Consider the following 25,293-nt stretch of genomic DNA (forward strand, 5'->3'; position numbering starts at 1 on the left):
ATTCTATTTTTGTTATAATTCGATGGAAATATCTGATGACTTTACCTCGTCCCATGGAAGAATCTCGCAGGTATCGAGGAAGATGGTATGCTTGTGCAGGTTGGGGATATGAAGGAAATACACATAGCGGGTGTCGGGCTCCCAGGTAAAGCGGTCACCTGTGGTGCTGGTCTTGTCCAGACTGAGCACACTGTCATAGGTAAACGCGTTAGAGGCATCCACCACTCCATTGGTTAGGTGGTCGGTCTGCATCTCTACCTCTACGTGGATTTGCACATCCTTTTGGGGTATCTGCTGAAGATATAACGGACAGAGGTCGAGAGCCGTTTCGCGATTCAGGTTTTCGCGCAGGTTCTTTCCCACATATTCACCATGCTGCAGCATGGTGTACTCGCCTGTGGCAGTGGTGTTGTCCGCGAAGGTGCCATGGTCCAGTCCCTGTTGGTTTGTGGCAGTATATGACTTACTGCTAATCACAAAGTTGTTGTCAGCGTTGACAACAGATATCTTCACGCTTTTCAACGCTACACGATAGTTGGGCGATGAAGGTTGGGGGTCGTCAATGAAGATGCGGAATCCCACTTTCGTTATCAGATGATGAAAGGGCATATGCACTTCACGTACTGCATTTGCCTTTTCATTGGTGTTAATCTCCACATTCTTTATTTCGTCACGGTCTTCATAGACTGCACCGTTCTTCCGACGGCAGACCTGGGCTATTACACAGGGTTCTCCCTGTTGGTTGGTTATGTTATACACCTCGTTCAGATAGGTCTGTGACAGGAATGGACGGTCAGAAAGGTCCAGGTTGATGCCCGTGTTCAGGATGGTGGCGCCTTTGAAGTAAGGAGACACGGCACGGAACTCATAAGGATAGGCCGAAAGATCCCAGTAGCGAAGCACCTGTCCGTTTACGCCATTGTAGTTCCAGCGATAGGGGGTGGCATCGGCGGTATAGTCTACCTTGTAGCCATCCATCACCTGTTGCTCGCCAGATTGATTGAAGTTTTTCCAGGTGCCCACCTTAAAGTCGGCCTCTAACGATGTGACACCACGGGTGAAAGCTGGCTCAGACGATGAGAGAGAGGAACCAAACGCCATTGGTGTGTGGTTGTCATAGACATCCTCCTCTTGAATCGTTGAGTCAGAAGAACATGCAGTGAGATTGGCACACAGAAGTGCACCAATCCACCAGCATGCTTGGGTATAGTTATTAATAATCTTGTGCATTAGGAGTATAATCTTCGATGGTAGCACCGTCGAATACGATAGGGTATACAGTGGGGTTAGCAGGAACATCTGGTTCGTCGATGTTAGGATTGGTGGGATCTGTTGAACCTGTTGAGTTCTCTGTAATCTTGAATGTATAGGTGTACTTGGTGTTAGGCTGCCAAGCAGCGATGAAGTCAGAACCGCTCTTTGCAGGCACATATACGCGTGCATTCTTAACGGTGATCTCCTCGCCATTATCCTCAGCAATCAGCTTGTATGACACGTGGAAGGTGAAACCAACCTCGCTGCTTTCGGGCTGAGCCACAGGGTAATACACAGTGGGAGACTCTGCGAAATTCTGTGTACCAGTAGAAACCTTCTCAGGAATGATGCTGTAGTCGACGTCTCTCTTTGACTTGAAGTCAGTCAGATGATTGTCCTTTCCTGGAATCACGAACGTCAGGTTATCCTGCGTTGTTGCAGCGCCCGTGTGGTTAACAGAAGCTGAGGGAGTGGTAATGGTGCTGAAGTCGATAGTGGCACCACAGCTGGTGTAATAGTCCGCCTTGGTGTAAGTCTTAGTGACGGGGGTACCGCTCTCTTTCACGGTTGCAGGTGTTGCCTGAATACCTGAGTTGTCCTTCTCAGAAACAACGTCGATAATCTGTACCTTATAGCCACGCACATCCTCATAGAAGCGCAGGTTCACCTGAGCACCCAGGTGCTTGAACTTCAGCGTCACATCCTTCAGGTCAGCGTTCTTGGCTGTTGCGCCAGCATACATAAACTCGTGAAGGGTGGGATTGTCGTAGGCAGCGGTCTGTGCAGCCTGATCAACGGTGATCTTCTTTGTCGTGTAGTCAAAGGTCACGTCTGCACTACGGTAAGGTGCATAAGCATAGAAGTAGGTGTTGTCGAAAGCCAAGTCCCAGTAACGCAGGTACTGGTTCTTGTTGGCAGACATAAAGTCGCTCTCGGTCTTGACATAACCCTTTGTTGCGTCTGTATTTCCGTACTCGTCAGTACCCAGTTTCTCATAGAACCAGGGTGACTTGTGGTCGTCAAGAGTACCCGCTGCAGTTGCCCATGTGGTGGCACCATCGTTGGCATAGCCTAAGCCATTGTCATCAGAATAACCCACCAGGTAGTTACCCATCACCAACTGATTGTTATCACCTTTCACCTTGTAGGCCCATACACCGAAGTTGTAGTGCTTCGTGCTTTCAAGTGACTGCTCAGCGCGTGTGATATTCTGCTTCTCTACGCTGAAGGCAATGGGTGCCTTGCTGCCTGCTTCATCAGCAGACGAATTGCTGATTAGCTCATCACTGCTACAGCTGGCCAGTGCCACAGTAGCGAGTGCTAAAAATACTGTTTTTTTCATTTGTAGTAAATGTTGATTATGTTGTTATTACTATTTTCTTGTTTAAATCTCTACCTCCCAGAATACTTCGTCATAGTCCTCCACGGTGGGAATGAACAGACTTCCGCTGCCCGTCTGGTTGGGGTCGGGTGGTGTCAGCTTTGAGCAGTCGATCCATACGGTGAGGACGCCGCCGTGAGCCTGTGCCAGACACTGGTCGGTTACATCAAACTCATAGGTCTTCACCAAGTTGTTGTTCCACACCAGGTCGTAATACAAGTAGTTCTTTAGGTTGCTGCGCGTTCCTGCATAGAGGGCTCCTGAGCGAGTAAACGGCTCGTTGTCACAGAGTCCGAAGGTGGTGAGCTTGCCGCCAATCACATCGCAGTGCTTCCCCTCCACCATCAGGTCTTTCTTCATGCGGGTGTTGAAGTATACCAAGGCCGGCTTGTAACTTGTATGACCCGTGTTCACGTTCGTGCCGCTGGCCATTGACGAAAGAGCTGCATTACCATTTATGCCCTTAATCTTGCCATCCTCGTTGTTATAGAGAATGAACTGCACCAGGTAGATATACACCAGTGGGCGCAGCTTCGCCTCAAGGTGTTTGATGTAGATGTTTTCAACGGGGTCGTACTCATAGTCGCTCAGGTCGTGCGAGATGTAGATGTTCTCTGGATAGGCACCATAGAAAATCTCAGGCTGGTTGAGCAGGCCGATGGCTCCTGTCGAGTCATTACTATTTGAGCGACTCATATCCAGGATGCTTCGCGAGATGCCACGTGTACCTGTTGTAGTGGCCGTGATTGAGTCGAGCGTCTCGTTCATTACCAGCACCTGCGTACCGTCTTTCGAGTCGATGTCACTATAGAACAACATGTCGTAGTAGCCAAACTGGAAGTAGCGGCGGAATCTTGTGGTGTTCGTTGTAAACGCATCCACATTGTCGTGCTTCGCAAACATGTCGTCGCCCTTGAAATATCGGCGCACCTCATAGCGTGTGGGAGTGGGATAGCCGATGCTGCCCCAGATAGAGTCATCCTGCAGGTCCCAGCCATAGTACCAGTCATTCTGCAGGTCCACTTCGTGGTCCCAGATGATGGTCAAGTCGGTCTCGACCTGTGGCGGAATCACCTCCAGGTCCTGTCCAGGCAGGTGCAAAGGTGGCTCAATACACGAGGTCATACTCAGCACCAATGCTATTATATATATAATGTGTAAGCGTTTCATCGTGTCACCTCCTTCTTCTTTCTATAGATGATGTCGTATGTCAGGTGAATACCAGCATTGGTAGGACCAAACCACATAAAGCGGTGGTTACGCTCCTTAAACTTACTGGTACTGCCGTGATAGTCGTAGTAGTAGAGTCCGTCGATGGCGCCATTGATGGGGTTACCCCATACATAGGGGTCGTAAACCGTTACGAACGCACCAACGCTCATGCTCAGTTCCAGTCTTAAGCTACCCTTCTTGTTGAGCTTACATGTGTGGCCAATGCTCAAGCCAGCACCGCCGCCTTCGCCTTCCCAGCCTTTCGTGGCGCTGAAGCCGATGCCATATTTCGTTCCCTCGGCATAGGCTCCCAGGTAAGTGCCCAGAAACTCGCCGCCGCCCTTGAAGTAGCGACGCACCTCTAACTGAGCATCGCGCACCTGGAAGAACTTATGACTGTTCCAATGACGATGGTTATGGAATGTGAATCCTGCATTAAACGTGTAGTGACCAGACAGCGGATAGTATTCCAGCTGGATATTGCCGCCAGGCGCAAAACCGAACTGCGGCACATAAAGGAAATCGTGTATCAGGTTGGTTCTTGCGGCAATCATGTGTCGGCGTGCATAGGCCTTGTCCGCTGTGGTGTCAGGCGTTGTGGGCACAGGCAAGAATGAGGGGAGGGTAGGGATGGCCAGCATCTCGGTCTTTGCCGTGAAGTGATACTTGGGTATGGGCATGTGCTTCGGACTGACCACAAACCACAGCACCACGCGACTCTGACGCAGGGTGGGGAAGTACACCTTCAACAGGCGCTTCCAGGTTTTACCTCCATTCAGTGCCATCAGCTTCTTCTTGCATAGTCGCTCGTTGCCCTTGCAAGCATCCCAGATAGCCTTCACCTTTCTGTATTCCGCATCGCCAGCCAGTTCCATCAGTTTCACCAGATAGGCATAGTCCTCCGTCACGAATTTCGAGTTGGTGGGACGATCGGCAATGGGCTGGTCCAGGTTACTGCTCAAAAACTCTATGAGTCGCTTGGTACGCTCACGACTCAAACGTACGTTGTTGTCGTAAGGACCTTCAGGCGAGGCGGCACCCTTCACGAATATCTCGCGCAGAATCAGGTTGTTCTCCTTGAGCCAGGGAACCAGACTGTCGTTGTAAAGCGTAATAAATGGGTCGCCCTTCTGAAGCTCTGTGCGATTCACCTGAAAACGAATACCACGTGCAATCATGTCGAACAGCGAGTCGGTGATCACAGGTGGCGAGGTGACGATGGAGTCGGAAACAAAAACAAAGGGGTAATCTGCTAACTGTTTGTATAGCAGTGAGTCGGGTTTCTGAGCCAATGCCGATGAATGGCTCCATAAAATGCATAAGATACCTAAGATATTTTGTAGTATACCTTTGTCTAGTCGTCGCACTTTTCTTTTGAAATTTCTTAGTTTAAGTTATTCAATAGAATCTTTATTTTGTATTCGTTTGCAAAGTTAACAACATTTTTTTATGACACATAATTATAAATGTATATTTTACAATTATTAACGAAACTGTTGTAAAAAAGTCCACAAATTTGTTCCAGGCAGTCCCTTTTTGGCTCATTTGTATAGAATATTTGTACACTTTTATTTGTATAAGATTATTTGACACATTGACGTTCAAACCTAAAGAAATCGTCCTATTCCTTTTGTAGTATGCCCACTAATTCGTAACTTTGCACTCAGCATGACGGCATTCCACCCATTACACACCTCGATACCCTGGCCTCAGCGGATGAACAATCCGTTGGACTATGAGCCCCATCCCCTTTGTTTGTTGGCGGCCGATGAGGTGCGTGCCTACCTGAATACACGTCAGGATTGGACTGACGAGGTGGCTAGTGGCAAAATGTTTGGCGTGCTGGTCTGTGAGGACGCCTCAGAACAGCTGGGTTTCCTGGCAGCCTATAGCGGACAGATAGGTGGTCGTGAAGACTGGCCATGGTTCGTGCCTGCCGTTTTCGACTACCTGCAGCCTGATGGCTATTTCAAGCAAGAAGAAGCCCGTATCTCAGCCCTCAACCAGCGCGTGAAGCAGGTAGAGACGACCCCCCAGCGTATCAGTATTCAGCAGGATGTCACCCGTCTGCGCCAACAGGCCTCAATGGAGGTGGAAGCCTACAGAGTGATGATGCAGCAAGCTAAAGAACGTCGCGATGCACAGCGTAAGACAGCAGGCGAAGACGAGGCGATGATTCGCGAGAGTCAGTTTCAGAAAGCCGAGTTGCGTCGTCTCAAGACCCGTTGGAACGAACAGGTGGCTCAGGCCGAGGCATGCTTAAAACCCTTTGACGACGAGCTTACGCAACTGAAACAGGAGCGCAAACAGCGTTCAGATGCCCTGCAACGCTGGCTCTTCGACCATTTCCTAATGGCCAATGCTCAAGGGCAATACCGCTCGCTCACCGATATCTTTGTCGACACCCCACAAGGTGTGCCCCCATCAGGTTCTGGCGAGTGTTGCGCGCCTAAACTGTTGCAGTATGCCTTCCTTCATCATCTGCGACCACTCAGCATGGCCGAGTTCTGGCAGGGTCGTTCCCCTCGCATGGAAATCCGCCATCATAATCAGTTCTATCCTGCCTGCCGCGGCAAGTGCAAACCCATCCTTGGGTGGATGCTGCCGATGACCTTAGAAAAGCCAGGAAAAAAGATTCTTCCCACGATTATCCACAAGGCAGCGACCTTCCTCGTTGTCTATAAGCCAGCAGGACTGCTCTCTGTGCCTGGCCTCAGCGATGCCCCCTCTGTTGAAGGCATCCTTAAGCAGCAGTATCCAGAGGTCTATATGGTGCACCGACTGGATATGGACACCTCAGGCCTCCTGGTGGTGGCCTTGACGCCTGACGCCTATCATCACCTGCAGCGTCAGTTCCTGGCGCGCACGGTTCAGAAGCGCTATGTGGCTGTGTTAGAACACGATGTGGAAGGCAGCGGAACGATAGACCTGCCCCTACGCCCTGACCCTCTGGACCGTCCCCGTCAGGTGGTGGATGCAGAGCATGGCAAGTCGGCCCTGACAGCGTATCAGTCCTTGGTAAATCGCCGTGTCCAACTCATCCCCCATACCGGTCGCACCCATCAGTTGCGTGTGCATTGCGCCCACGAGCAAGGTCTTCATAACCCCATCAAGGGCGACCCCCTCTATGGCCGCGAAAAGGCCGACCGTCTGTATCTGCATGCCGAGCAGCTGTCGTTCGACGACCCTGAGACAGGCGAACGACTCACTTTTCATTATCCTTCTCCCTTTTAAAGCATTATGAGTAAAGAGATATCATCACCCATCTTAGAACTACAGCGACAGCGCACCCTGCTCCAGATGGAGTACGACGAAGAGAAACGCGCTTTCCAGCAACAAACTGAGGCTCTTGGCATGTTGCGTCGCGTGAAGCGTGGCGACGCCTGGATGCCCCTGCGTGTGGGCAAGTCGTATTTCAACTCGCTGAACCAATACTGCGTCGAGGTGTTTCGCCAGTCCGATGATGATACCGACCATAATTTCGAGTTTGGCCGTCCTGTGCAGTTCTTTGTCCAGCACGAACAGGCCATCCGCTTCTTTGCCGCCACTGGCACGGTGAGCTATGTCGATGGCGACCGCATGGTCATTGCCGTGCCCGATAGCTTTTCCGTGGCCGACCTCCAGATCACAGACGGTCTGCTGGGCGTGCAACTCTTCTTCGACGAGACCTCCTATCGCTTGATGTTCGACGCCCTCGACCGCACGATGCGTGCCAAGGGGCGCCTGGCCTATCTGCGCGACCTCTTCTATTCCCATCAGAAAGCTGAGACCTTCTCGTTTCCCGATATGGGTTTTTCCTATCTGAACGCCACCCAGCAACATGCTGTCAACGAGGTGCTGCGCGCCAAGGATGTGGCCATCGTCCATGGTCCTCCAGGCACAGGTAAGACCACCACCCTTGTTGAGGCCATCTACGAGACCCTCCGTCGCGAGAGTCAGGTGCTGGTGTGCGCCCAGAGTAATATGGCTGTCGACTGGATCAGTGAAAAACTCGTTGACCGTGGTCTTAACGTCCTGCGTATAGGTAATCCTGTGCGTGTCGACGACAAGATGCTGTCGTTCACCTATGAGCGCCGTTTCGAGGCCCATCCCGACTATCCCCAGCTGTGGGCCATCCGCAAGAACATACGTGAGTTGCGCAGTCAGCGCAAGCGCACAGACAACTGGCACCAGAAGATGGACCGCCTGAAGAGTCGTGCCACAGAGCTCGAGATACGCATTAATGCCGAACTCTTTGGCGAGGCGCGTGTCATTGCCTGCACACTGGTGGGCTCCGCCAACCGACTGCTCGACGGCATGAAGTTTGGCACCCTCTTCATCGACGAGGCCGCTCAGGCCCTTGAGGCTGCCTGCTGGATCCCCATCCGCCGTGCTGGTCGCGTCATCCTGGCTGGCGACCACTGTCAGTTGCCCCCCACGGTGAAGTGCTACGAAGCCATGAAGGGTGGCCTGGGACGCACGTTGATGGAGCGTATTGCCGAGCAGAAGCCAGAGGTGGTCACCCTGCTCCGCATCCAGTATCGCATGCACGAAGACATCATGCGCTTCTCCAGCAACTGGTTCTATCACAACCAGATGGTGGCCGCTCCAGAGGTACAGCATCGCAGCATCCTCGACCTCGACCTGCCCATGACGTGGATTGACACCTCGTTGTACGAGGGTAAGGAAGAGTTTGTGGGCGAGTCGTTCGGACGTGTCAACAAGACCGAGGCCGAGCTCACGCTCCTCTCGCTGCAGGCCTACTTCGAACTCATTGGCAAGCAGCGCATCCTCGATGAGCGCCTCGATGTGGGCATCATCTCGCCCTATCGTGCCCAGGTGCAGTATCTACGTTCACAGATACGCAAGAAGGAGTGGCTGAAGCCCTTCCGTACACGCATCAGCGTCAACACCGTCGACGGCTTCCAGGGACAGGAGCGCGACATCATCATCATCTCGCTGGTGCGTTCTAACGACGACGGACAGATAGGCTTCCTTCGCGACCTGCGCCGCATGAACGTTGCCATTACCCGTGCCCGCATGAAACTCATCATCCTGGGCGACCGTCAGACGCTGACCCGTCATCCGTTCTATCGCAAGCTATGGGACTATGTAGAATCACTGAAACAAACCACATGACGGCAAAGGAACTATACGATATCATTCAGGAGCTGGCCATAGACGAGCCCTCAACCCAGAATCTCCGACAGTTGCACGAGGTCCTCTCGCTGACGGCTGCCGAGGGCTGTCGCTCGCAGGGTGGCACTTTTGGAAACCTCTTTTCGCAGATTGACTTCGTGTGCAAGCATAATGGACTAAAGTCGCACCAGAAATGGGCCATCCAACAGGCCCGCCGACGCTCTGCTCACGCCTTGTCCAATGCCATTTCCCCTTATTCTCTTGACGACTGGCACTATGATCTGCGAGCCGTCACCCTGCTCATCTCTGCCGTCTTCCACGAGGATGTGCCTGGCAGTCTGCTGCAACTGCTGCCTGTTAACCTGCAGCCCCAGCCCTCTCAGCTCAGCATCAATAAGCGCTATGTCCGTTGTATCGTGCGCTCGTTCGATGTCACCACGATAACAGCCGACACAGAAGATGGCGAGATCCTTGTTGACTATGGAAATACGGAGGGTGGGCGCGACTTTGCCTATCTGCAGAAGGTACTGCGCGAGGGCATGCAACTCAACCTTCTGGACTGCCATCAGTCCTCCTCTCAGCCCTCACCCCTCAGCTCTCACCCCTCTATCATCCCAGGCATCATCGTTGTCGAGCCCGACTTCATGCTCGACATCTCGTCGCTGGCCGCCTGCTTCACGGCCTATGGCCATCATCCGTTGCTCTATACTGTGAACCGTCTGAAGCCCAAACCCAACACGCAGGCTGTGTTATTGGGAAACTTCGCAGGCACGGCCCTCGACGATATCATCCACCATCCTGAAGCCACCCTCCAGCAGTCGCTCCAGCGCTCCTATCGCGAGCAGGCCGACCGCTTTGCCGCCTGCGACGACTTCAACCAGGAACGGTTCGAGCAGATGGCAGCCGAGCAGATGGAAAACATCCGTCAGGCCATCAAGTTGCTGGCGCCAGCCTATCGTTCCTATCTCCTCGAGCCCTCTTTCGTTTGCGAGAAGCTGGGACTGCAGGGACGTGTCGACCTGATGACAGCCGACATGGGACTGCTGGTAGAACAGAAGTCGGGCAAGAACCAGAAGATAGAATACCTGAGTCACGATGCCCACGGCCTGCAGTTGGAGAACCACTATGTGCAGCTGCTGCTCTACTACGGCGTCCTGCGCTATAACTTCGACAAGAGCGACAGTCAGGTGGACACCCGCCTGCTCTATTCGCGCTATGCCCCAGATAAGGGTTTGGTGGCCGTCAACTACTATCGCACCCTGTTTCGCGAAGCCATCAAACTCAGAAATCAGATTGTAGCCACAGAACTCCTCATCGCTCGCGATGGCTTTGGTCGCATCCTGCCATTGCTCACGGCCGATGTCATCTATCGTGATGTGACTCGCGATGGCTATTTCCATCAATATATCCAGCCCGATATAGATACCCTCAACGCCCAACTCACCTCGCTCACTCCCCTTGAGCGCGCTTACTACGAGCGCATGATGACCTTCGTCTATCGCGAGCAGCGCGCCCAGAAGTTGGGCAGCAGCGAGCAGACCTTGCATCATGCTGGCGGCTGTGGCAGCGACCTGTGGCTGCAGCCCCTCAGCGAGAAGCAGGAACAGGGCAATATCATCATGCCCCTCACCATTGTGAAGCAAGAGAAGACCGACCCCGATGGTGGCTTTGACCGTATCACCCTGAAGGTCCACTCACCTCTCACCTCCACCCCCTCACCCCTGAACTTCCGTCCAGGCGATATGGTCTATCTGTATCAGTATACGGACACCCCCGATGTCAGGAAGAGCATTCTCTATAAGGGTTCTATTGACGATTTCCAGGATGGCAAGGTCATCATCCTGCTGAACGACGGACAGCAGAACCCAGACATCTTCTGCGCATCCGACCGTCTGTGGGCCGTTGAGCATGGTGGCAGCGATGTGGGTACGAACAGTAATATCCGCAGTCTGCACCAGTTCATCCTGGCCAAGCAGCGCCAGAAAGACCTGCTCTTAGGTCAGCGTGCACCTGAGGCCGATACCTCGCTCACCCTCACAAGAGCTTATCATCCCCATTACGACGACATCGTGCTCAAGGTGAAGCAGGCACGCGACTACTTCCTCCTGGTGGGTCCTCCAGGCACAGGCAAAACCTCTATGGCCCTCCGTTTCATTGTCGAGGAAGAACTGTCCTCTCACCCCTCATCCCACACTCCTCGGCCCTCCATCCTCCTGATGGCCTACACCAATAGGGCTGTCGACGAGATACGCTCAATGCTCGACGAAGCAGGACTGGCCAACGACGAGCGCATCCTGGTGGGCACCACCTCGATGATGCAGGCACGTCCCTTCCTGCTGTCGGGCCGCCATTTCTCGCTGGCCATTGTCGACGAGGCCTCGCAGGTGCTGGAGCCAGGACTTATCGGCTTGCTGAGTCATGAGCAGATAGACCGTTTCGTACTTATTGGCGACCACAAGCAACTGCCTGCCGTGGTGCAGCAGAACCCAGAGGAGACACGCGTAGAAGAACCCCTGCTGCAGGCCATCGGCCTTTCCGACTGCCGCCAGTCACTCTTCCAGCGCCTTTATAACTGGGAGTGCGCGCAAGGGCGCAGTCAGTTCATTGGCACCCTCACCCACCAGGGACGCATGCATCCTGAGGTGGCCCAGTTTGCAGGTCAGCATTTCTATGGCTCGTGGCTCACGCCAGTGCCTCTGCCCCATCAGCAGGAGACCACACTCAACTACACCCTGCCTGCCCAGGATATTATTGATGAGATGCTGAAGACCCGTCGCATGGCCTTCTTCGAGGGTGACACCTCGATGGTCATCACACTGGCGCAGCGCATCCGTCGTTTCTATGGCGACCGTTTCAATCCAGACAAGACCCTGGGCATCATCGTCACCTATCGCAAGCAGATTGCAGCCATCCGCGATGCCGTGCCGGGTGTCAGCATCGACACGGTGGAGCGCTATCAGGGCTCGCAGCGCGATGTGATTATCTACGACTTTGGTGTCAGCCGCCTTTTCCAGCTCGACTTCCTCACCGCCAGCACCTTCGTTGACGACCAAGGGCAGGTGGTAGACCGTAAGCTCAACGTGGCTTTGACGCGTGCCCGCAGGCAGATGCTGATGGTGGGCAACGCACACATATTGTCCCACAACCCCCTATTACGTCAGCTAATCAACAATTTTTCGACAAAACTGTAGGCGTTTTCCAGGAAAATGCGTAAATTTGTCCGCAAATTAAACCTTTTAATAAACTAAAAGAGTATGAAAAAAGTAAGTTTAAAGGCAGCATGTGTGCTGCTGGCAGGTAGTTTCCTGTGCAGTTCGTGTATTGGTTCATTCAGCCTCTTCAACGGTTACGAGAAGTGGCAGTGCAACATGACCAGTAACAAGTATGTCAATGGTATCGTAGGTCTGATTCTTCAGCCTATCGTAGGTGGTATCTGCCTTACTGTTGACGCTGTAGTTCTGAACACCATCGAGTTCTGGACAGGTAGCAATCCTCTGGCTGCTAACCAGGTGAAGACCGTGATGGGACAGGACGGCCGCTACTATGCCATCAAGACCCTGAAGAACGGTTACGAGGTGAAGTCGCCCACTGGCGAGAAGACCCTCTTCATCCATAACGCCAATAACGACTCTTGGTCAATGACCCAGAACGGTGTAACCAAGGAGATCATCCGTTTCAATGCCGACGGCACCATCCAGGCCACTCTGCAGAACGGCGAGAAGCTCAACGTGAGCAACGACGAGGCTGGCGTGATGCAGGTTCGCGAGGCTGTTTACAACGAGAACTGCTACGCTATGCGCTAAGCTATCGTATTAACATAACAAATAAAGATGGAGAGCAAACAGTTTGCCCTCCATCTTATTTTATGGTCTTTTCTTTCTTACCAGCGGTCCTTGGTCTGGATATCGTCGGCCCAACGGTGGTCCTTGGGGAAGGGCTGGCCGTTCCAGGCCTTCACCTGTGTCCAGGGCTCAGCCTTGCAGGTCCAGAAGTCGTGGTCGGCAGGCAGTCCCAGGGGCATCAGCGACAGCGAGGTGAGATACAGCGAGCCGTTGTTCGTATACCAGTCGGCCACCTCAGGCTGATGGCCGCAGAAGCCGATGGTGAGGAAGCCTGCGTCGTTGTAGTTCTTCTGCTGGTCGTACATGCGATGCATCGTCTGTGTCAGGGCAGCGCGCACCTGTCCGTTGCTCAGTTCCTTGGGCAGTTTCTGGTACCATGCCGTCAGCGCCAGGGGCTGTAGGGCAGCCATGCGATAGGGGATAGAGCGGCCGAACACAGGGAAGGTGCCCTCAGGCGAGATGAAGCGCTCGAGCACGATGCTGAGTTTCTGCGCACGCTTCAGGGCACGCTCGTAGTATTTCTTGTATTCCAGTCGTGTGTTGGCCTTGGCGTCAATCATATTTTGCAGGGTCTCCAGGTACATCGAGTGGAACACATAGCTCGAATAGTAGTCGAAGGCGAAGTGAGGACCATCGGCATACCAGCCGTCGCCCACATACCATTCCTCCATCTTGCGGATGGTCATCATCACACGGAAGTCGTCGTACTCTTTCAGTCCAGCGGCCTTGGCAATGAAGCTCTCGATGACGCTCGAGAACAGGAGCCAGTTGGTGTAGGGCGGCTCAATGCTGCGCAACTTCTTGAACTCGTTGATATAGCGGTCCTTGGTCACCTGGTCCAGGGGCATCCACAGGGCATCGTAGCCACGGATAAACGACTCAGCGATATAGGCGGCATCCACCAGGTTCTGACCAGCCGCACCCCAGCACAGGTAGTCGGCACTCTCTGGGTCCACGCTGTTCTTATACGAGGCCAGGGCCCATTCCTTCAGTTGGCGGCGCTGCTGTCCCTCAGCGGTATTGTCCTCGGGCAGTGCCAGCCAGGGCGCGATGCCAGCCATCAGTCGGCCGAAGGTTTCCATATAAACCACCTTGCGGTTGCGACTGTCGAACGAGGGCGAGAACTCCGTCTTCATGTTCTTCTGCAACTCGCCCTTGGCCATGTTCTCCAATACGGGCTGAGCCATCTTCCACGCCTCCTGGCACCAGTATTCGCGGTCTGACAGCTGTTTGGTGGTTTTCTTTTTCGCATTTACAGGCATCATGGCCGAAAGTGCGCAAAAAGTAATTAAAAGTAGTAAAATGCGTTTCATTTTGATAGATTTGATTAGTTTTGTTGGTGCAAAGTTACGAAATTGTTACCCATTTCTTTGTTAGAATGAAAATAATCACTACCTTTGCATCGATATTTTCATAAATTTTAACTAAAACTATTGTATTACGCGGTATGAAAAAACAAACATGGATGACGGCAACGCTGGCCGTGGCGATGGCAGTATTTAGTAGTACTGCCGCAATGGGACAACAAAGGTCGGATGCAGACATCGACTGGATGAAGGACTTTACCAGTCGCATCACACTGAATGGCTATGCGCAAGCAGGCTGGTCGTACCAAGACCCCAGTGGACAGAAGACCAACTCCTACAACCTGAAACGAACACTACTCTGGGCCAAGGCCCGCATCACAGACCGATGGTCGTTCCTCTTTATGCACGACTTCTCGAGCGTTCCGCAGGAATTCTATACTGACTACCGCGTGACCAAGAACAACGCGCTGACCGTCCGCTTCGGACAGTTTAAGCACTCCTACACCATGGAAAACCCAATGTCACCCACTCAACTCGAACTGATTGATGTCTATTCGCAGGCCGTGCTCTATCTGGCTGGCGAGGGTCCTGACCCGTTGAATGGTGTGAACTATGGTCGCGACCAGGGCCTGATGGTCTTTGGCGACCTCTTTAAAAACACCTTGCACTATGAGCTGGCGCTGATGAGTGGCCAGGGCATCAATCGCAAGGACCAGAACAATCAGAAAGATCTTATTGCGAAACTGGAGCTCCGTCCCATCGACGGCCTGCGCGTTGTGGGCTCAGGCTATCTGGGCACAGGCAATGCTGTCGACTCGGCCGCCTGGAACACCATCAGAAAGGGACAGAACTACAAGCGCAATCGCTATAGCGTGGGTGCTGAGTATAAGACCAGCGCCTACTGCCCAGGACAATACAAGGAGGCCCGTCCTGCCAGCATCCGTGCTGAGTGGCTGGGTGGTAAGGATGGCGATGTGAACAGTCGTGGCGGCTATGTCACCACGTGCATCCCTGTCTATGATGCCCTCGATGTGGTGGCCTCTGGCGAGACCTTCGATCGCAACACCAAGGTGGCAGGCTGGGACCAGACCAACCTCACCTTAGGACTGCAGTATTGGTTCTATAAGAAATGCCGTGTGCAGCTGCAGTATACGCGCTGCCTCTGTGGCGAACAGATATCATCAAAGGATTACAACTGGCTGCAGGCGCAGGTGCAGGTGGCCTTTTAATTGAAAGTTGAAAAAGTGAAAGTTGAAGCGTTATGATCATAAAAGTTCTTTTAACGATAATATTCCTGGTTGTGATGGTGGGTGTGGGACTCTACTCGCGCAAGCAGGCCAGCAGTGTGGATGGTTTTGTGCTGGGCGGCCGTTCAGTGGGCCCATGGCTCACGGCCTTCGCCTTTGGCACCAGTTATTTCTCGGCCGTGGTCTTTGTGGGCTATGCTGGTCAGTTTGGCTGGAAGTACGGCCTGTCGAGCACCTGGATAGGTGTGGGTAATGCCGTCATTGGCTCGCTCCTGGCATGGATACTACTGGGACGGCGTACCAAGCTGATGACCCAGCATATCGAGAGTCGCACCATGCCCGACTTCTTCGGCACGCGTTTTCAGAGTCAGGGACTGCGTGTGGTGGCTTCCGTCATCGCCTTCGTCTTTCTGATTCCCTATACGGCAGGTGTCTATAAAGGCATCTCCACACTGTTCGAGATGGGCTTTGGCATTCCTTACGAGTATTGTGTGGTCATCATGGCCATCCTCACTGCTGTCTACGTTATCCTGGGTGGCTATAAGGCCACAGCCATGAACGACTTTATTCAGGGCATCATCATGCTCTTTGGCATCGTGGCTGTCATCGTGGCTGTGTTGGTGAACAATGGTGGCTTTGTTGAGGCCGTGTCAAAGTTGGCCGCCGTGCCTGCCGATGCCCCTGTAGGCGGCGACAGTGTCGCCGCAAACATGGAAGGTGTCTTTGCCTCGTGGTTTGGTCCTGACCCTTGGGGCTTATTGGGCGTGGTGGTCCTGACATCGCTGGGCACCATGGGCTTGCCCCAGATGGTGGGTAAGTTCTATTCCATCACAGACGAGAGCGCCATCAAGCGTGGCACTATCATCTCCACCGTCTTTGCCTTCATCGTGGCTGGCGGCTGTTATTTCCTGGGTGGCTTCGGCCGACTCTACGACCCTGTGATTGGGGCCAATGGCAAGATTGCTTTCGACTCTATCGTGCCTGCCATGCTGGTCACCCTGCCCGATGTGCTCATCGCCCTGGTGGTACTGCTGGTGCTGAGTGCCTCTATGTCGACGCTGGCCTCGCTGGTGCTCACCTCTTCGTCAACGATGACTCTCGACCTTATCTATCGCGATAAGAAGTCGCTCGACGGCGAGGTGGAGGAGGGTGCCATTGACGATGTGGTGGCCGAAAAGATCGAGCGTCGCAAGGTGGTCATCATGCGTGTGCTCATCGTTTTCTTCATCGCCATCTCACTGCTCATCGCCCTCAATCCGCCCACGTTCATTGCCCAACTCATGGGCATCTCATGGGGTGCGCTGGCTGGTGCCTTCCTGGCTCCGTTCATGTTGGGACTCTATTGGCGTGGTGTCACCACGGCCTCTGTCTGGGCTTGCTTTGCCTGGGGTGTGGGCCTCACAGTGGTCAACATGCTCATTGGCAATCCCATCAACCCCATCAACTGTGGTGCCATTGCTATGCTTGGGGGCTTCCCTGTGGTGTTCCTTGTGAGCTTGCTCACTCCAAAGTTGCCACAGAAGGATGTGAATCAGATTTTCTTGTGCTATAAGAAGTAACTCTATTCTTTCAAACATAATTTTCTTTTTCACAACCACCCAACCCTCCTTATCCTCTTTTCAAAAACAACCCCAACCCCTTCTTACCTTTAAGAAGGGTTTCTTGCGTCCCTTCGGTGGCAAGCGTCGCAAGCGCCGAGGCAACCCACCCCCGGCCCCCTCCCTCTCCAGGGAGGGCTCCAACCGACTACGGGCAGCGGCCGCCCTTCGTCAGGGTTTTGGTATCCTTGACCCATCAAAGGGTCAAGGATGCGTTTTTTTCGGCTAGCGCGACGTCCGCCTCGCGTTTGTTCATTGTACATTGTTCATTGTACATTGTTCATTGTACATTGTTCATTGTACATTGTTCATTGTACATTGTAAAGAAATACTGCCGAAAAACAGGGTTCTGAAAAAATGCAAACTAGAACGGAAAAATGGGGCAAAAACGACCTTTCGGAGGACCCCTATCGATTTTAGGATGCAACGGAGGCTGTTTTACGATGCAACTCATGCTGTTTTACCATGCAAAACAGGCTCCGTTGCAGTGTAACTCAGGCTCCGTTACAACCTAAACGAATATTCGATTGCGTTCTAAATCTTTACACTTTTCGAGCTAATTTCGCAACTCTCTCATTTTCAGTCGTTTACGAACTCTCTCATATTTCGCCTGTACGCACAGAAAAAATTTTTGGCTCAGAATTTTTAAATCTCAGAGGCGCTATTGTTAAGATTATTCGTTAATTAAGTATAAAAGACTTGTCATGGATGACTAACGAACAAAAATTAGTTGTATATTTGCAACGATATTAAACTTCAACCATTTATGAGAAAATATCTGCATGCACATATATTTGATTCAAACATATGAAAAGGTAAAAATGTTGGCGATGAAAAAAAAACTTATAGTATATTTAATAATACTGCTAAACCTCTTATCTTGTGATGCTTCATACCCTCTTCTTGTTGAAGGCAGGTCAAAGTATAATTTATCAGAAGATTGTGGTGTTGTTGATATATATGGTACTTCAGCTTTAAGCGATTGGGTTGAAATGGATATAGACGGGAACTTCGTAGTTTTTCCAGATTCTTTAAGGTTGTCACATTCTTATAGTTCTGATTCGGACTTAAAAATGTATTTTTATCTTAATGACAATCTGATAGACAAGAATCATTCCTTTTCTGTTTGCGGTAGGGAACAGTTGAAAATTAGAATCTCTGCCAAGATGCCTTTGCATTGGGGTAATGTGGGAGTAATAAAACTTTTCCCGTCCAATTTTATCCTGTGTGGTGATAAGCCTGTCATTTCAGATACGATAAGTATTGTTCGCAAGTCAAGAAGATCATTATGAAAAGAACAAAGAAAATAGTAGGACTATCGTTATTTGTATTAATGGTTTTAAGTACATCAGTCTCTTGTATTATGGATAAGCAGATAAATATTTATGTGAAGAACTGTACAAAAGACTCCTTACTAATAAAAGTAACTAGGACAGATACTCTTGTTGATTGGCAATTTTGGCCCATTGAAGATGCACACCCTATGTCACAATATGATACAAGAGTATTCGATGATGCATTTCATTTAGCCGTTGCCGGTAGCCTGGTTTTACCTGACTCTATGATAACCATGGATCCATGTATATTGCAGCTGTTTGATTCTTGCTACATTTATGCTGTTAAGTATAGTGTAGCCAGAAAATATTCTATAGATGATATTCGTGCGAAGAAACTCTATGATAGGCAGGTAGTGACAAAGAGAGACTTCCATGACTGGCTGTTTGAATATAAATATGTACGTCCCTCAGGAAACTATTAGTCCTTCTAATTAGGAACAAGTCAGCGGGACAATCTAACAAATACTCTTTTCTTAAAGGTGTATAAATCTCCATGTCTATGAACGAGCGAAGTCAAGGTCAAAAGGGAATCCGTCATGCGATGTCGCATGGTGGTGGTGCGATAAGCATATGAAGCAGGCTCTTGGCTAGTCCAAGAGAATCTTTTAATAAAAAGAATGGCAAACGTATCTGTTTGCCATTCTTTTGTTTATTTAAAATAAATATCGTACCTTTGCACCCATGAAAATACTCATTACGGGAGCCAGTGGATTCATTGGCTCGTTTATTGTGGAGGAGGCTCTTCGTCAGGGAATGGAGACGTGGGCGGCCGTCAGAGGGAGTAGCAAGAAGGACTTCCTGCAGGACGAGCGCATCCATTTCATTGAATTAAACCTGAGTAACCAGGTACAGTTGGAAGAGCAGTTGAAGGACCATCAGTTTGACTATGTGGTGCATGCCGCTGGCGTGACGAAATGTCTGAATACGGCCGACTTCTATCGCATCAATACGGAGGGAACGAAGAACCTGGTGCGTGCGCTGATTAGTCTGAAGATGCCCTTGAAGCGCTTTGTCTATTTGAGCTCGCTCAGCATCTTTGGCGCTATCCACGAAAAGCAACCCTATAAGGAGATTCGAGAGAACGATACCCCACGCCCCAACACGGAGTATGGCAAGAGTAAGCTGGAGGCCGAGCAGTGGCTTGACTCGCTCGAAGAGGAGTCGGAATTCCCTTATGTCATCCTGCGCCCCACAGGTGTCTATGGTCCACGTGAGCGCGACTATTTCCTGATGGCGAAGAGTATTAAGCAGCACTCTGACTTTGCTGTGGGCTTTAAACAGCAGGACATCACCTTTGTCTATGTGCTCGACGTGGTGCAGGCTGTCTTTCTGGCTTGCGAGAAGGGTCAGACAGGACGAAAGTACTTCCTCAGCGATGGCGAGGTGTATCAGTCGGCCACCTTCTCAAACCTCATCCGTAAGGAGTTGGGCAACCCTTGGTGGATTCGCATTACGGCGCCTATATGGCTGTTGCGCATCATCACCTTCCTGGGCGATAAGTGGGGACACCTCACAGGCAAGATATCGGCATTGAACAACGATAAGTATCATATCCTGAAGCAGCGCAACTGGCGTTGCGACATAGAACCTGCCCGACGTGAGTTGGGCTATGAACCTAAGTACACACTGGAGCAGGGCGTGCCCCTGACCATTAAATGGTATCAAGAGAACGGATGGCTGTAAAGACTAAACGCGGACTGATGGCGGCGGAATGGGCAACGATGGCCTATACGCTGTTTACAACGATTTTTATTTTAGTAACTTATGTCAGACTGACCAACCCTGGCGACATGCTGATGCTCAGGGCACAGGCGGTGGTATTGACACTGGCGTTGTGGGGCGTCTATCGTCTCTGTCCCAGTAAGCTCACCATGCTCTTCCGTGTCACGGGTCAGTTGCTGTTGCTGTCGTGGTGGTATTCCGATACCTACGAGATGAACCGCATCTTCATGAACCTCGACCATGTGTTCGCGGGTTATGAGCAATCGCTCTTCGGCTTTCAGCCGTCGCTGTCGTTCAGTCAGGTGTTTTCGCACCCCATCTTCAGTGAACTCCTGTCCATGGGCTATGTCTGCTACTTCCCATTGTTCGTGGGCATCACCATCTATTATTTCTTCTGTCGTTACGAGTATTTTGAACGTACGGTCTTCATCATTATGACCTCGTTCTTCCTCTTTTATCTCATTTTTATCTTTGTGCCTGTGGCTGGTCCGCAGTTCTATTTCAAGGCAGTGGGTGTCGACCAGATTGCGCAGGGTATCTTTCCGAATATCGGTGACTATTTCAACAAGATACAGTTTGACGTGCACAACCGTGACTTTATCACGCCTATCCCTGGTTGGGAGGATGGCTTGATGTACAAGGCTCTGATTATGACTCACGATGCAGGTGAGCGCCCCACGGCGGCCTTCCCCAGCAGTCATGTGGGCATCGCTACGGTGGTGATGTGGCTGGCGTGGGAGTGTAAGAACCGCAAGGTCTTTTATATTTGCCTGCCCTTTGCTGTCCTGTTGTTCTTCGGCACGTTCTATATCATGGCCCATTATGCTATTGATGCCATTGCAGGTATCTTCTTCGGCACCTTCTTCTACTTTAGTCTGAAGTGGGCATACAACGCCTGCCGTCTTTAGTTGTTAATACCTTGTGACAAAAAATAGCGATATGGATGTCACCTTTTGTCTTTCTGACTTGTTATATCAATGACCGTGGTCGAAAGAACAGAAGTATAACAATTAAAAACAGAAAAAAGATATGGATCATTTAGCAGGTATTTTAGTACCCATCGCATGTGGATGCGTACTCCCCATCTTTGCCATATGGATGGGCGTTCGTCAGAGTATGCAGGCATCGAAGAATCGCACACAGATTGTGTTGGCAGCCATCGAGAAGAACCCCGATATGGACATTGAGGAGTTGATGAGCAAGATATCGCCTAAGAAGAAACTGCTGAAAGAGAAACTGCTATCGAAGTTGCTCTCAGGAAGTATCTGCGCATTCCTTGGCATTGGTTTCCTTGGTTCGGCCATCTTCCAGGATTATAAAGGTGGCATGTGTACTGACGACCTCGTCATGCTTTATATTTCAGGAGCTGTTCTCCTGGGCATCGGTGCTGCTTTCCTTCTTAATTATATCGTAGGAAAGAAGATGCTGGTCAAAGAGATGGAAGCAGAGCAAAGGAAGTTGTTGGAAGAGGCTTGATTCGTGACTCGCGAAGTTTTTATAGCACATGTGGAGCGTGAGCAAGAGGCCCTTCGAAGTTTCTTGCTCGCCCTCTGTTGTGGCAATAAAGGCGAGGCTGACGACCTGGCGCAGGACACGCTGGTGAAGGCCTACCTCTCGTCGGCAGGCTATCAGGACAAAGGGCGCTTTCGCTCTTGGCTCTTCAAGATTGCCCACAACACCTTCCTTAATCATAAGGCCAGCCTGCGCTCCACGGAGAGTATTGACGAGGCACGCCTGCTTGTCAGTAATGCCACATCCGACTCAGGTTTTGCCTACCAATCCCTCTATCTGGCTTTGCGCACCCTGCCACCCAAGGAACGCTCGGCCATCACCTTGTTCTATCTCACTGGCTATAACATCAAGGAGATAGCCGCCATCACAGAAGCCTCGGAGGATGCCGTCAAGAAGCAACTCTCGCGAGGACGCGACAAGTTGCAGGCGCAGTTGAAAATGAATCATGGAAAATAAAGACAATGGATATGACAAAAGATAAAGCCCTTGAGGAACTGTTCTTCGCCCAGAAGCCGCAATTCACAGACAATGCCGACTTCATGGCGGCGCTCACCAAGCGTCTGGATGCCGTAGAGTTTATCAAGCAGCATCAGGAGGCAACCATCCGTCGCTATAAGATGGTGATGGTGGCCGCATTCGTCGTGGGCATCATCAGTGGTGCCCTTGCCATTGCCCTTGTCCTCTCTTCGCCTGCCGAGCCCCTCTTTACCTTCAGCATACAGAGTGCGTTCCTATTGTGGGTTGCCGAGAACTCGCGCCTTATCGTTGCCACAGCCATTGCTCTGCTGATGACGATAGGCACCATCAGCATCATTGGCAACGTGCAGGATATTCAGCGGATGCGCAGTCGGATAAAGATGGATATGACGTGCTGTTAATGCACTGAGGCGTTCAGGTTTCTCTTCAAGAAGAAACTCTTGGTGGCCATGAAGAACAGGGCCACACCTGATGCGTTGATCAGCACAACCGTCCAGAAGGCGGCAGAATAGCTCATCAACTCTGAGATGACACCACCCAAAAGGATGCCCAGTCCCATGCCGATGTCCCACGAGATGAGGATGGTGCTGTTGGCAGTGCCTCGCTGGTTGTTGCTGGCCACGCAGATGGTCATGTTCTGGAAGGCAGGCCACATATGACCATTACCCAGGCCAATGAGCAGTGCCGAGCCATAGTAGCCAATGATAATGGACCATTGATAACTGACCAATGACAGTTGGTTGAGCGTGGGCATCAGTATAAATAAGGTATAGCCCACTAAAGAAATCACCATGCCGCTACCAGCATTAAACGTCAGACGTCCCTGTCGCAAGGCCTTTCCTCCCTGCAGGCGCGAAAGGATCAGTCCCACACTGCACAGCATGAAGTAGGTACCTGTGCCGCCAGTAATGCCCATCACCTCCTTGCCATAGATAGCCAGATAGTTGCTCAGTACACCAAAGCTGAAGCCAAAGGCCACCATGTTCAGACCCAGAAGCCAGCCACGCAGCAGAAAGAAGCGGTCCCATGAAAGGGTCTGCGGCTTGTTCTTAGCATTGCAGTCGTCCTTCTGTCGATTGGATGTCGGCTGTTTGGTCTTCACCGTGGCATCAGTGAGCCAACCGGCACAGGCCACAGCCAGCGCCAGCCAGAAGATCAACTCAAAGCTGTTAGTGAACTTATAGATGAAGATGCCCACCGTGGGTGCGATGGCCATTGCCAGGTTGTTCGACAATCCATAATAGCCGATGCCCTCCGTTCGTCTGCTGCTGGGCAGTACGTCGATGGCCACGGTTGAGTTGGCCACTGTCAGTGCTCCGAAGGGCCCGCCATGCAGTGTTCTCACGATGGTGAACAGAAGGAGCGACGAGGCTGCCAGATAGCCAGCAAAGAAGATGGCGAAGGCCGAGAAGCACACCATCAGCACAGTCTTGCGAGGAAAGGTGTCGACCACATAGCCACTGAACGGGCGCACCACCAGCGCCGTGATGGTATAGCCAGAAAGTACCAGGCCTATCACGTCCTTGGTAGCACCGAAGTGCTCACTCAGGTAGAGTGGCAGCAGTGGTGTCAGCACATAGAAGGCGAAGAACAACGAGAAGTTGGCTGCCATCACCTTGCAGTAGTTGCGGTTCCAAAGTTTGTCTTGTGTCATGTTGGGTGCAAAATTACGAAAAAAAACATAATTCGTAATTCATTATTCGCAAAAAAGTAGTACCTTTGCACTCGCAAACAAAAACAGCGATAACAACTATGGGCGGATTTTTCGGAACCATTTCCACTAAAGACTGCGTAAACGACTTGTTTTACGGCACTGACTACAATTCTCATCTTGGTACAAAACGAGCTGGTCTTGTGACCTTCGACAAAGAAAAGGGCTTTAGCCGTAGCATCCACTCGTTGGAGCGCGACTATTTCCGCTCAAAGTTTGAAGACGAGCTTCACGAGTTTGCTGGCAATCAGGGCCTGGGCGTCATCAGCGACACCGATCCCCAGCCCATCATCATCAACTCGCATCTGGGTCGTTATGCGGTGGTCACCGTAGCAAAGATCAACAACCTGCGCGAGATTGCCGACGAGCTCCTGGCGCAGCGCATGCATCTGAGCGAGCAGAGCGCTAACAACCTGAATCAGACAGAGCTTGTGGCTTTGCTTATTAACATGGGAAGTACATTCGTAGAGGGCATCAACATGGTATACCGCAAGATTAAAGGTTCATGTTCGATGCTCATTTTGACTGAAGACGGTATCATTGCCGCTCGTGATGTGCTGGGTCGTACGCCTATTGTCATCGGAAAGAAAGAAGTGCATAAGATGTCACCCATCGGTACTGATGACTGGGAGAAAGCCTATGCCGTGAGCAGCGAGACCACCAGCTTTCCCAACCTTGATTACAAACCCGTGCGCGACCTTGGTCCTGGTGAGATTGTGCGCCTGCATGCCGATAGCTTCGAGGTACTGCAGCCTGCCTTCAAACGTTGCCAGATTTGTTCGTTCCTCTGGGTTTACTATGGCTTCCCCGCTTCTTGTTATGAAGGCATCAATACAGAATATGTACGCGAGAAGAACGGTCGCATGATGGGCGAGCGCGATGATATCGAGGCCGACCTGGTGTGTGGCATTCCCGATTCTGGCGTTGGTATGGCCCTGGGTTATGCCGAAGGTTCTGGTATCCCCTATAAGCGTGCCGTGCTGAAGTACACACCCACCTGGCCACGTTCGTTTACTCCTGGCAATCAGAGTCGTCGTGACCTTGTGGCCAAGATGAAACTCATTCCCAATGCAGCCCTGCTGAAGGACCAGCGCGTGGTGTTCTGCGACGACTCTATCGTTCGTGGCACGCAGTTGCGCGACAATGCCCGCGAGTTTGTTCAGAACGGTGCCAAGGAGGTACACGTGCGTATCTCATGTCCGCCTCTGGTCTATGGCTGTCCGTTCATCGGCTTTACCAACAGCAAGAGCGACCTTGAGCTCATCACCCGTCGTATCATTCGCGACTTCGAGGGCGACGACAAGGCGAAGCTCGATAAGTATGCACAGACCGACTCGCCCGAGTATAAGCGCATGGTCGATGAGATTGCGCGCCGTCTGGGTCTCACCTCACTGAAGTTCGCCCGTATCGAGGACCTCATCGAGTCAATCGGTCTGCCTAAGAGTCAGGTGTGCACCCATTGCTTCGATGGCAGCAGCTACGACCAGCAGGGTGATGGCGAGTTCTTTGGATAAGACATCAGAAACATACATCATAAAAACAACAGGGATGTTCCATTGTGAACATCCCTGTTGT

At 51.6% G+C, this 25,293-nt stretch carries 20 protein-coding genes; 14 read left to right on the forward strand and 6 right to left on the reverse strand.

Annotated elements, in window-relative coordinates; all coding sequences use genetic code 11:
- Positions 1-12: 12 nt before the first annotated feature.
- From M1D30_RS00340 to M1D30_RS00355, 4 genes are read right to left on the reverse strand one after another with little or no spacing between them, the layout of a single operon-like run.
- Entirely contained in the window at positions 13-1,230 is a 1,218-nt protein-coding gene (locus tag M1D30_RS00340) for a fimbrillin family protein (protein WP_248505051.1), read from the reverse strand.
- Positions 1,214-2,596, reverse strand: coding sequence for a fimbrillin family protein (locus M1D30_RS00345; RefSeq protein WP_248505053.1), 1,383 nt, complete (start codon positions 2,594-2,596; stop codon positions 1,214-1,216). Before M1D30_RS00345 ends, M1D30_RS00340 begins: the two co-directional genes overlap by 17 nt.
- Positions 2,597-2,638: 42 nt before the next feature.
- On the reverse strand, positions 2,639-3,805 hold the full coding sequence (locus M1D30_RS00350; RefSeq protein ID WP_248505055.1) for a hypothetical protein: 1,167 nt from the start codon (positions 3,803-3,805) through the stop codon (positions 2,639-2,641).
- Positions 3,802-5,139 (reverse strand): DUF3575 domain-containing protein, encoded by a 1,338-nt coding sequence (locus M1D30_RS00355; RefSeq protein WP_248505057.1) that lies wholly within the window; start codon positions 5,137-5,139, stop codon positions 3,802-3,804. Before M1D30_RS00355 ends, M1D30_RS00350 begins: the two co-directional genes overlap by 4 nt.
- Positions 5,140-5,563: 424 nt before the next feature.
- Here M1D30_RS00355 and M1D30_RS00360 point away from each other — a divergent pair, with 424 nt between their 5' ends.
- The 4 genes from M1D30_RS00360 to M1D30_RS00375 all read left to right on the forward strand — a co-directional run bounded on the left by M1D30_RS00360 (position 5,564) and on the right by M1D30_RS00375 (position 12,768).
- A complete protein-coding gene (locus M1D30_RS00360) occupies positions 5,564-7,081 on the forward strand; it encodes a pseudouridine synthase (protein WP_248505059.1) in 1,518 nt (505 codons plus the stop codon).
- A gap of 6 nt (positions 7,082-7,087) precedes the next feature.
- A complete protein-coding gene (locus M1D30_RS00365) occupies positions 7,088-8,965 on the forward strand; it encodes an AAA domain-containing protein (RefSeq protein WP_248505060.1) in 1,878 nt (625 codons plus the stop codon).
- Positions 8,929-12,156: a DEAD/DEAH box helicase gene (locus M1D30_RS00370; protein WP_248505062.1), complete on the forward strand. Its 3,228-nt coding sequence runs from the start codon at positions 8,929-8,931 to the stop codon at positions 12,154-12,156. The genes M1D30_RS00365 and M1D30_RS00370 overlap by 37 nt, the downstream gene beginning before the upstream one ends.
- Positions 12,157-12,219: 63 nt before the next feature.
- Positions 12,220-12,768 (forward strand): DUF3332 domain-containing protein, encoded by a 549-nt coding sequence (locus M1D30_RS00375; protein WP_248505064.1) that lies wholly within the window; start codon positions 12,220-12,222, stop codon positions 12,766-12,768.
- A gap of 77 nt (positions 12,769-12,845) precedes the next feature.
- Here M1D30_RS00375 and M1D30_RS00380 read toward each other — a convergent pair whose 3' ends face one another.
- Positions 12,846-14,120, reverse strand: a complete 1,275-nt coding sequence (locus M1D30_RS00380; RefSeq protein WP_248505066.1) for a DUF2264 domain-containing protein — start codon at positions 14,118-14,120, stop codon at positions 12,846-12,848.
- A 134-nt stretch (positions 14,121-14,254) separates the two neighbouring features.
- Here M1D30_RS00380 and M1D30_RS00385 point away from each other — a divergent pair, with 134 nt between their 5' ends.
- The 9 genes from M1D30_RS00385 (at position 14,255) to M1D30_RS00425 (ending at position 22,408) form a co-directional block, all read left to right on the forward strand.
- A complete protein-coding gene (locus M1D30_RS00385; protein WP_248505068.1) occupies positions 14,255-15,343 on the forward strand; it encodes an OprO/OprP family phosphate-selective porin in 1,089 nt (362 codons plus the stop codon).
- A gap of 32 nt (positions 15,344-15,375) precedes the next feature.
- On the forward strand, positions 15,376-16,920 hold the full coding sequence (locus M1D30_RS00390; protein ID WP_248505070.1) for a sodium:solute symporter: 1,545 nt from the start codon (positions 15,376-15,378) through the stop codon (positions 16,918-16,920).
- An 869-nt stretch (positions 16,921-17,789) separates the two neighbouring features.
- Positions 17,790-18,251 (forward strand): hypothetical protein, encoded by a 462-nt coding sequence (locus M1D30_RS00395; RefSeq protein ID WP_248505071.1) that lies wholly within the window; start codon positions 17,790-17,792, stop codon positions 18,249-18,251.
- On the forward strand, positions 18,248-18,718 hold the full coding sequence (locus M1D30_RS00400; protein WP_248505073.1) for a hypothetical protein: 471 nt from the start codon (positions 18,248-18,250) through the stop codon (positions 18,716-18,718). The genes M1D30_RS00395 and M1D30_RS00400 overlap by 4 nt, the downstream gene beginning before the upstream one ends.
- A 259-nt stretch (positions 18,719-18,977) precedes the next feature.
- Positions 18,978-19,979, forward strand: coding sequence for an NAD(P)-dependent oxidoreductase (locus M1D30_RS00405; protein ID WP_248505075.1), 1,002 nt, complete (start codon positions 18,978-18,980; stop codon positions 19,977-19,979).
- Positions 19,970-20,926: a phosphatase PAP2 family protein gene (locus M1D30_RS00410; RefSeq protein WP_248505077.1), complete on the forward strand. Its 957-nt coding sequence runs from the start codon at positions 19,970-19,972 to the stop codon at positions 20,924-20,926. Before M1D30_RS00405 ends, M1D30_RS00410 begins: the two co-directional genes overlap by 10 nt.
- Before the next feature lie 121 nt (positions 20,927-21,047).
- Positions 21,048-21,494 (forward strand): hypothetical protein, encoded by a 447-nt coding sequence (locus tag M1D30_RS00415; RefSeq protein ID WP_248505079.1) that lies wholly within the window; start codon positions 21,048-21,050, stop codon positions 21,492-21,494.
- A gap of 3 nt (positions 21,495-21,497) precedes the next feature.
- A complete protein-coding gene (locus M1D30_RS00420) occupies positions 21,498-21,986 on the forward strand; it encodes an RNA polymerase sigma factor (protein ID WP_248505081.1) in 489 nt (162 codons plus the stop codon).
- A 5-nt stretch (positions 21,987-21,991) separates the two neighbouring features.
- Complete coding sequence (locus M1D30_RS00425; RefSeq protein ID WP_248505083.1) at positions 21,992-22,408, forward strand: hypothetical protein; 417 nt, start codon at positions 21,992-21,994, stop codon at positions 22,406-22,408.
- On the opposite strand, the gene M1D30_RS00430 is transcribed toward M1D30_RS00425, so the two are convergent.
- Positions 22,405-23,661, reverse strand: coding sequence for an MFS transporter (locus M1D30_RS00430; protein ID WP_248505085.1), 1,257 nt, complete (start codon positions 23,659-23,661; stop codon positions 22,405-22,407). The two genes, M1D30_RS00425 and M1D30_RS00430, sit on opposite strands and share 4 nt — an antisense overlap.
- A 98-nt stretch (positions 23,662-23,759) precedes the next feature.
- Between M1D30_RS00430 and M1D30_RS00435 the strand changes: the two genes are divergently transcribed.
- Positions 23,760-25,232 (forward strand): amidophosphoribosyltransferase, encoded by a 1,473-nt coding sequence (locus M1D30_RS00435; RefSeq protein ID WP_248505087.1) that lies wholly within the window; start codon positions 23,760-23,762, stop codon positions 25,230-25,232.
- The last annotated feature ends 61 nt before the right edge of the window (positions 25,233-25,293 follow it).

It is taken from the genome of Prevotella sp. E15-22 (genome assembly GCF_023204875.1).
In the GTDB taxonomy this organism is placed as follows: domain Bacteria; phylum Bacteroidota; class Bacteroidia; order Bacteroidales; family Bacteroidaceae; genus Prevotella.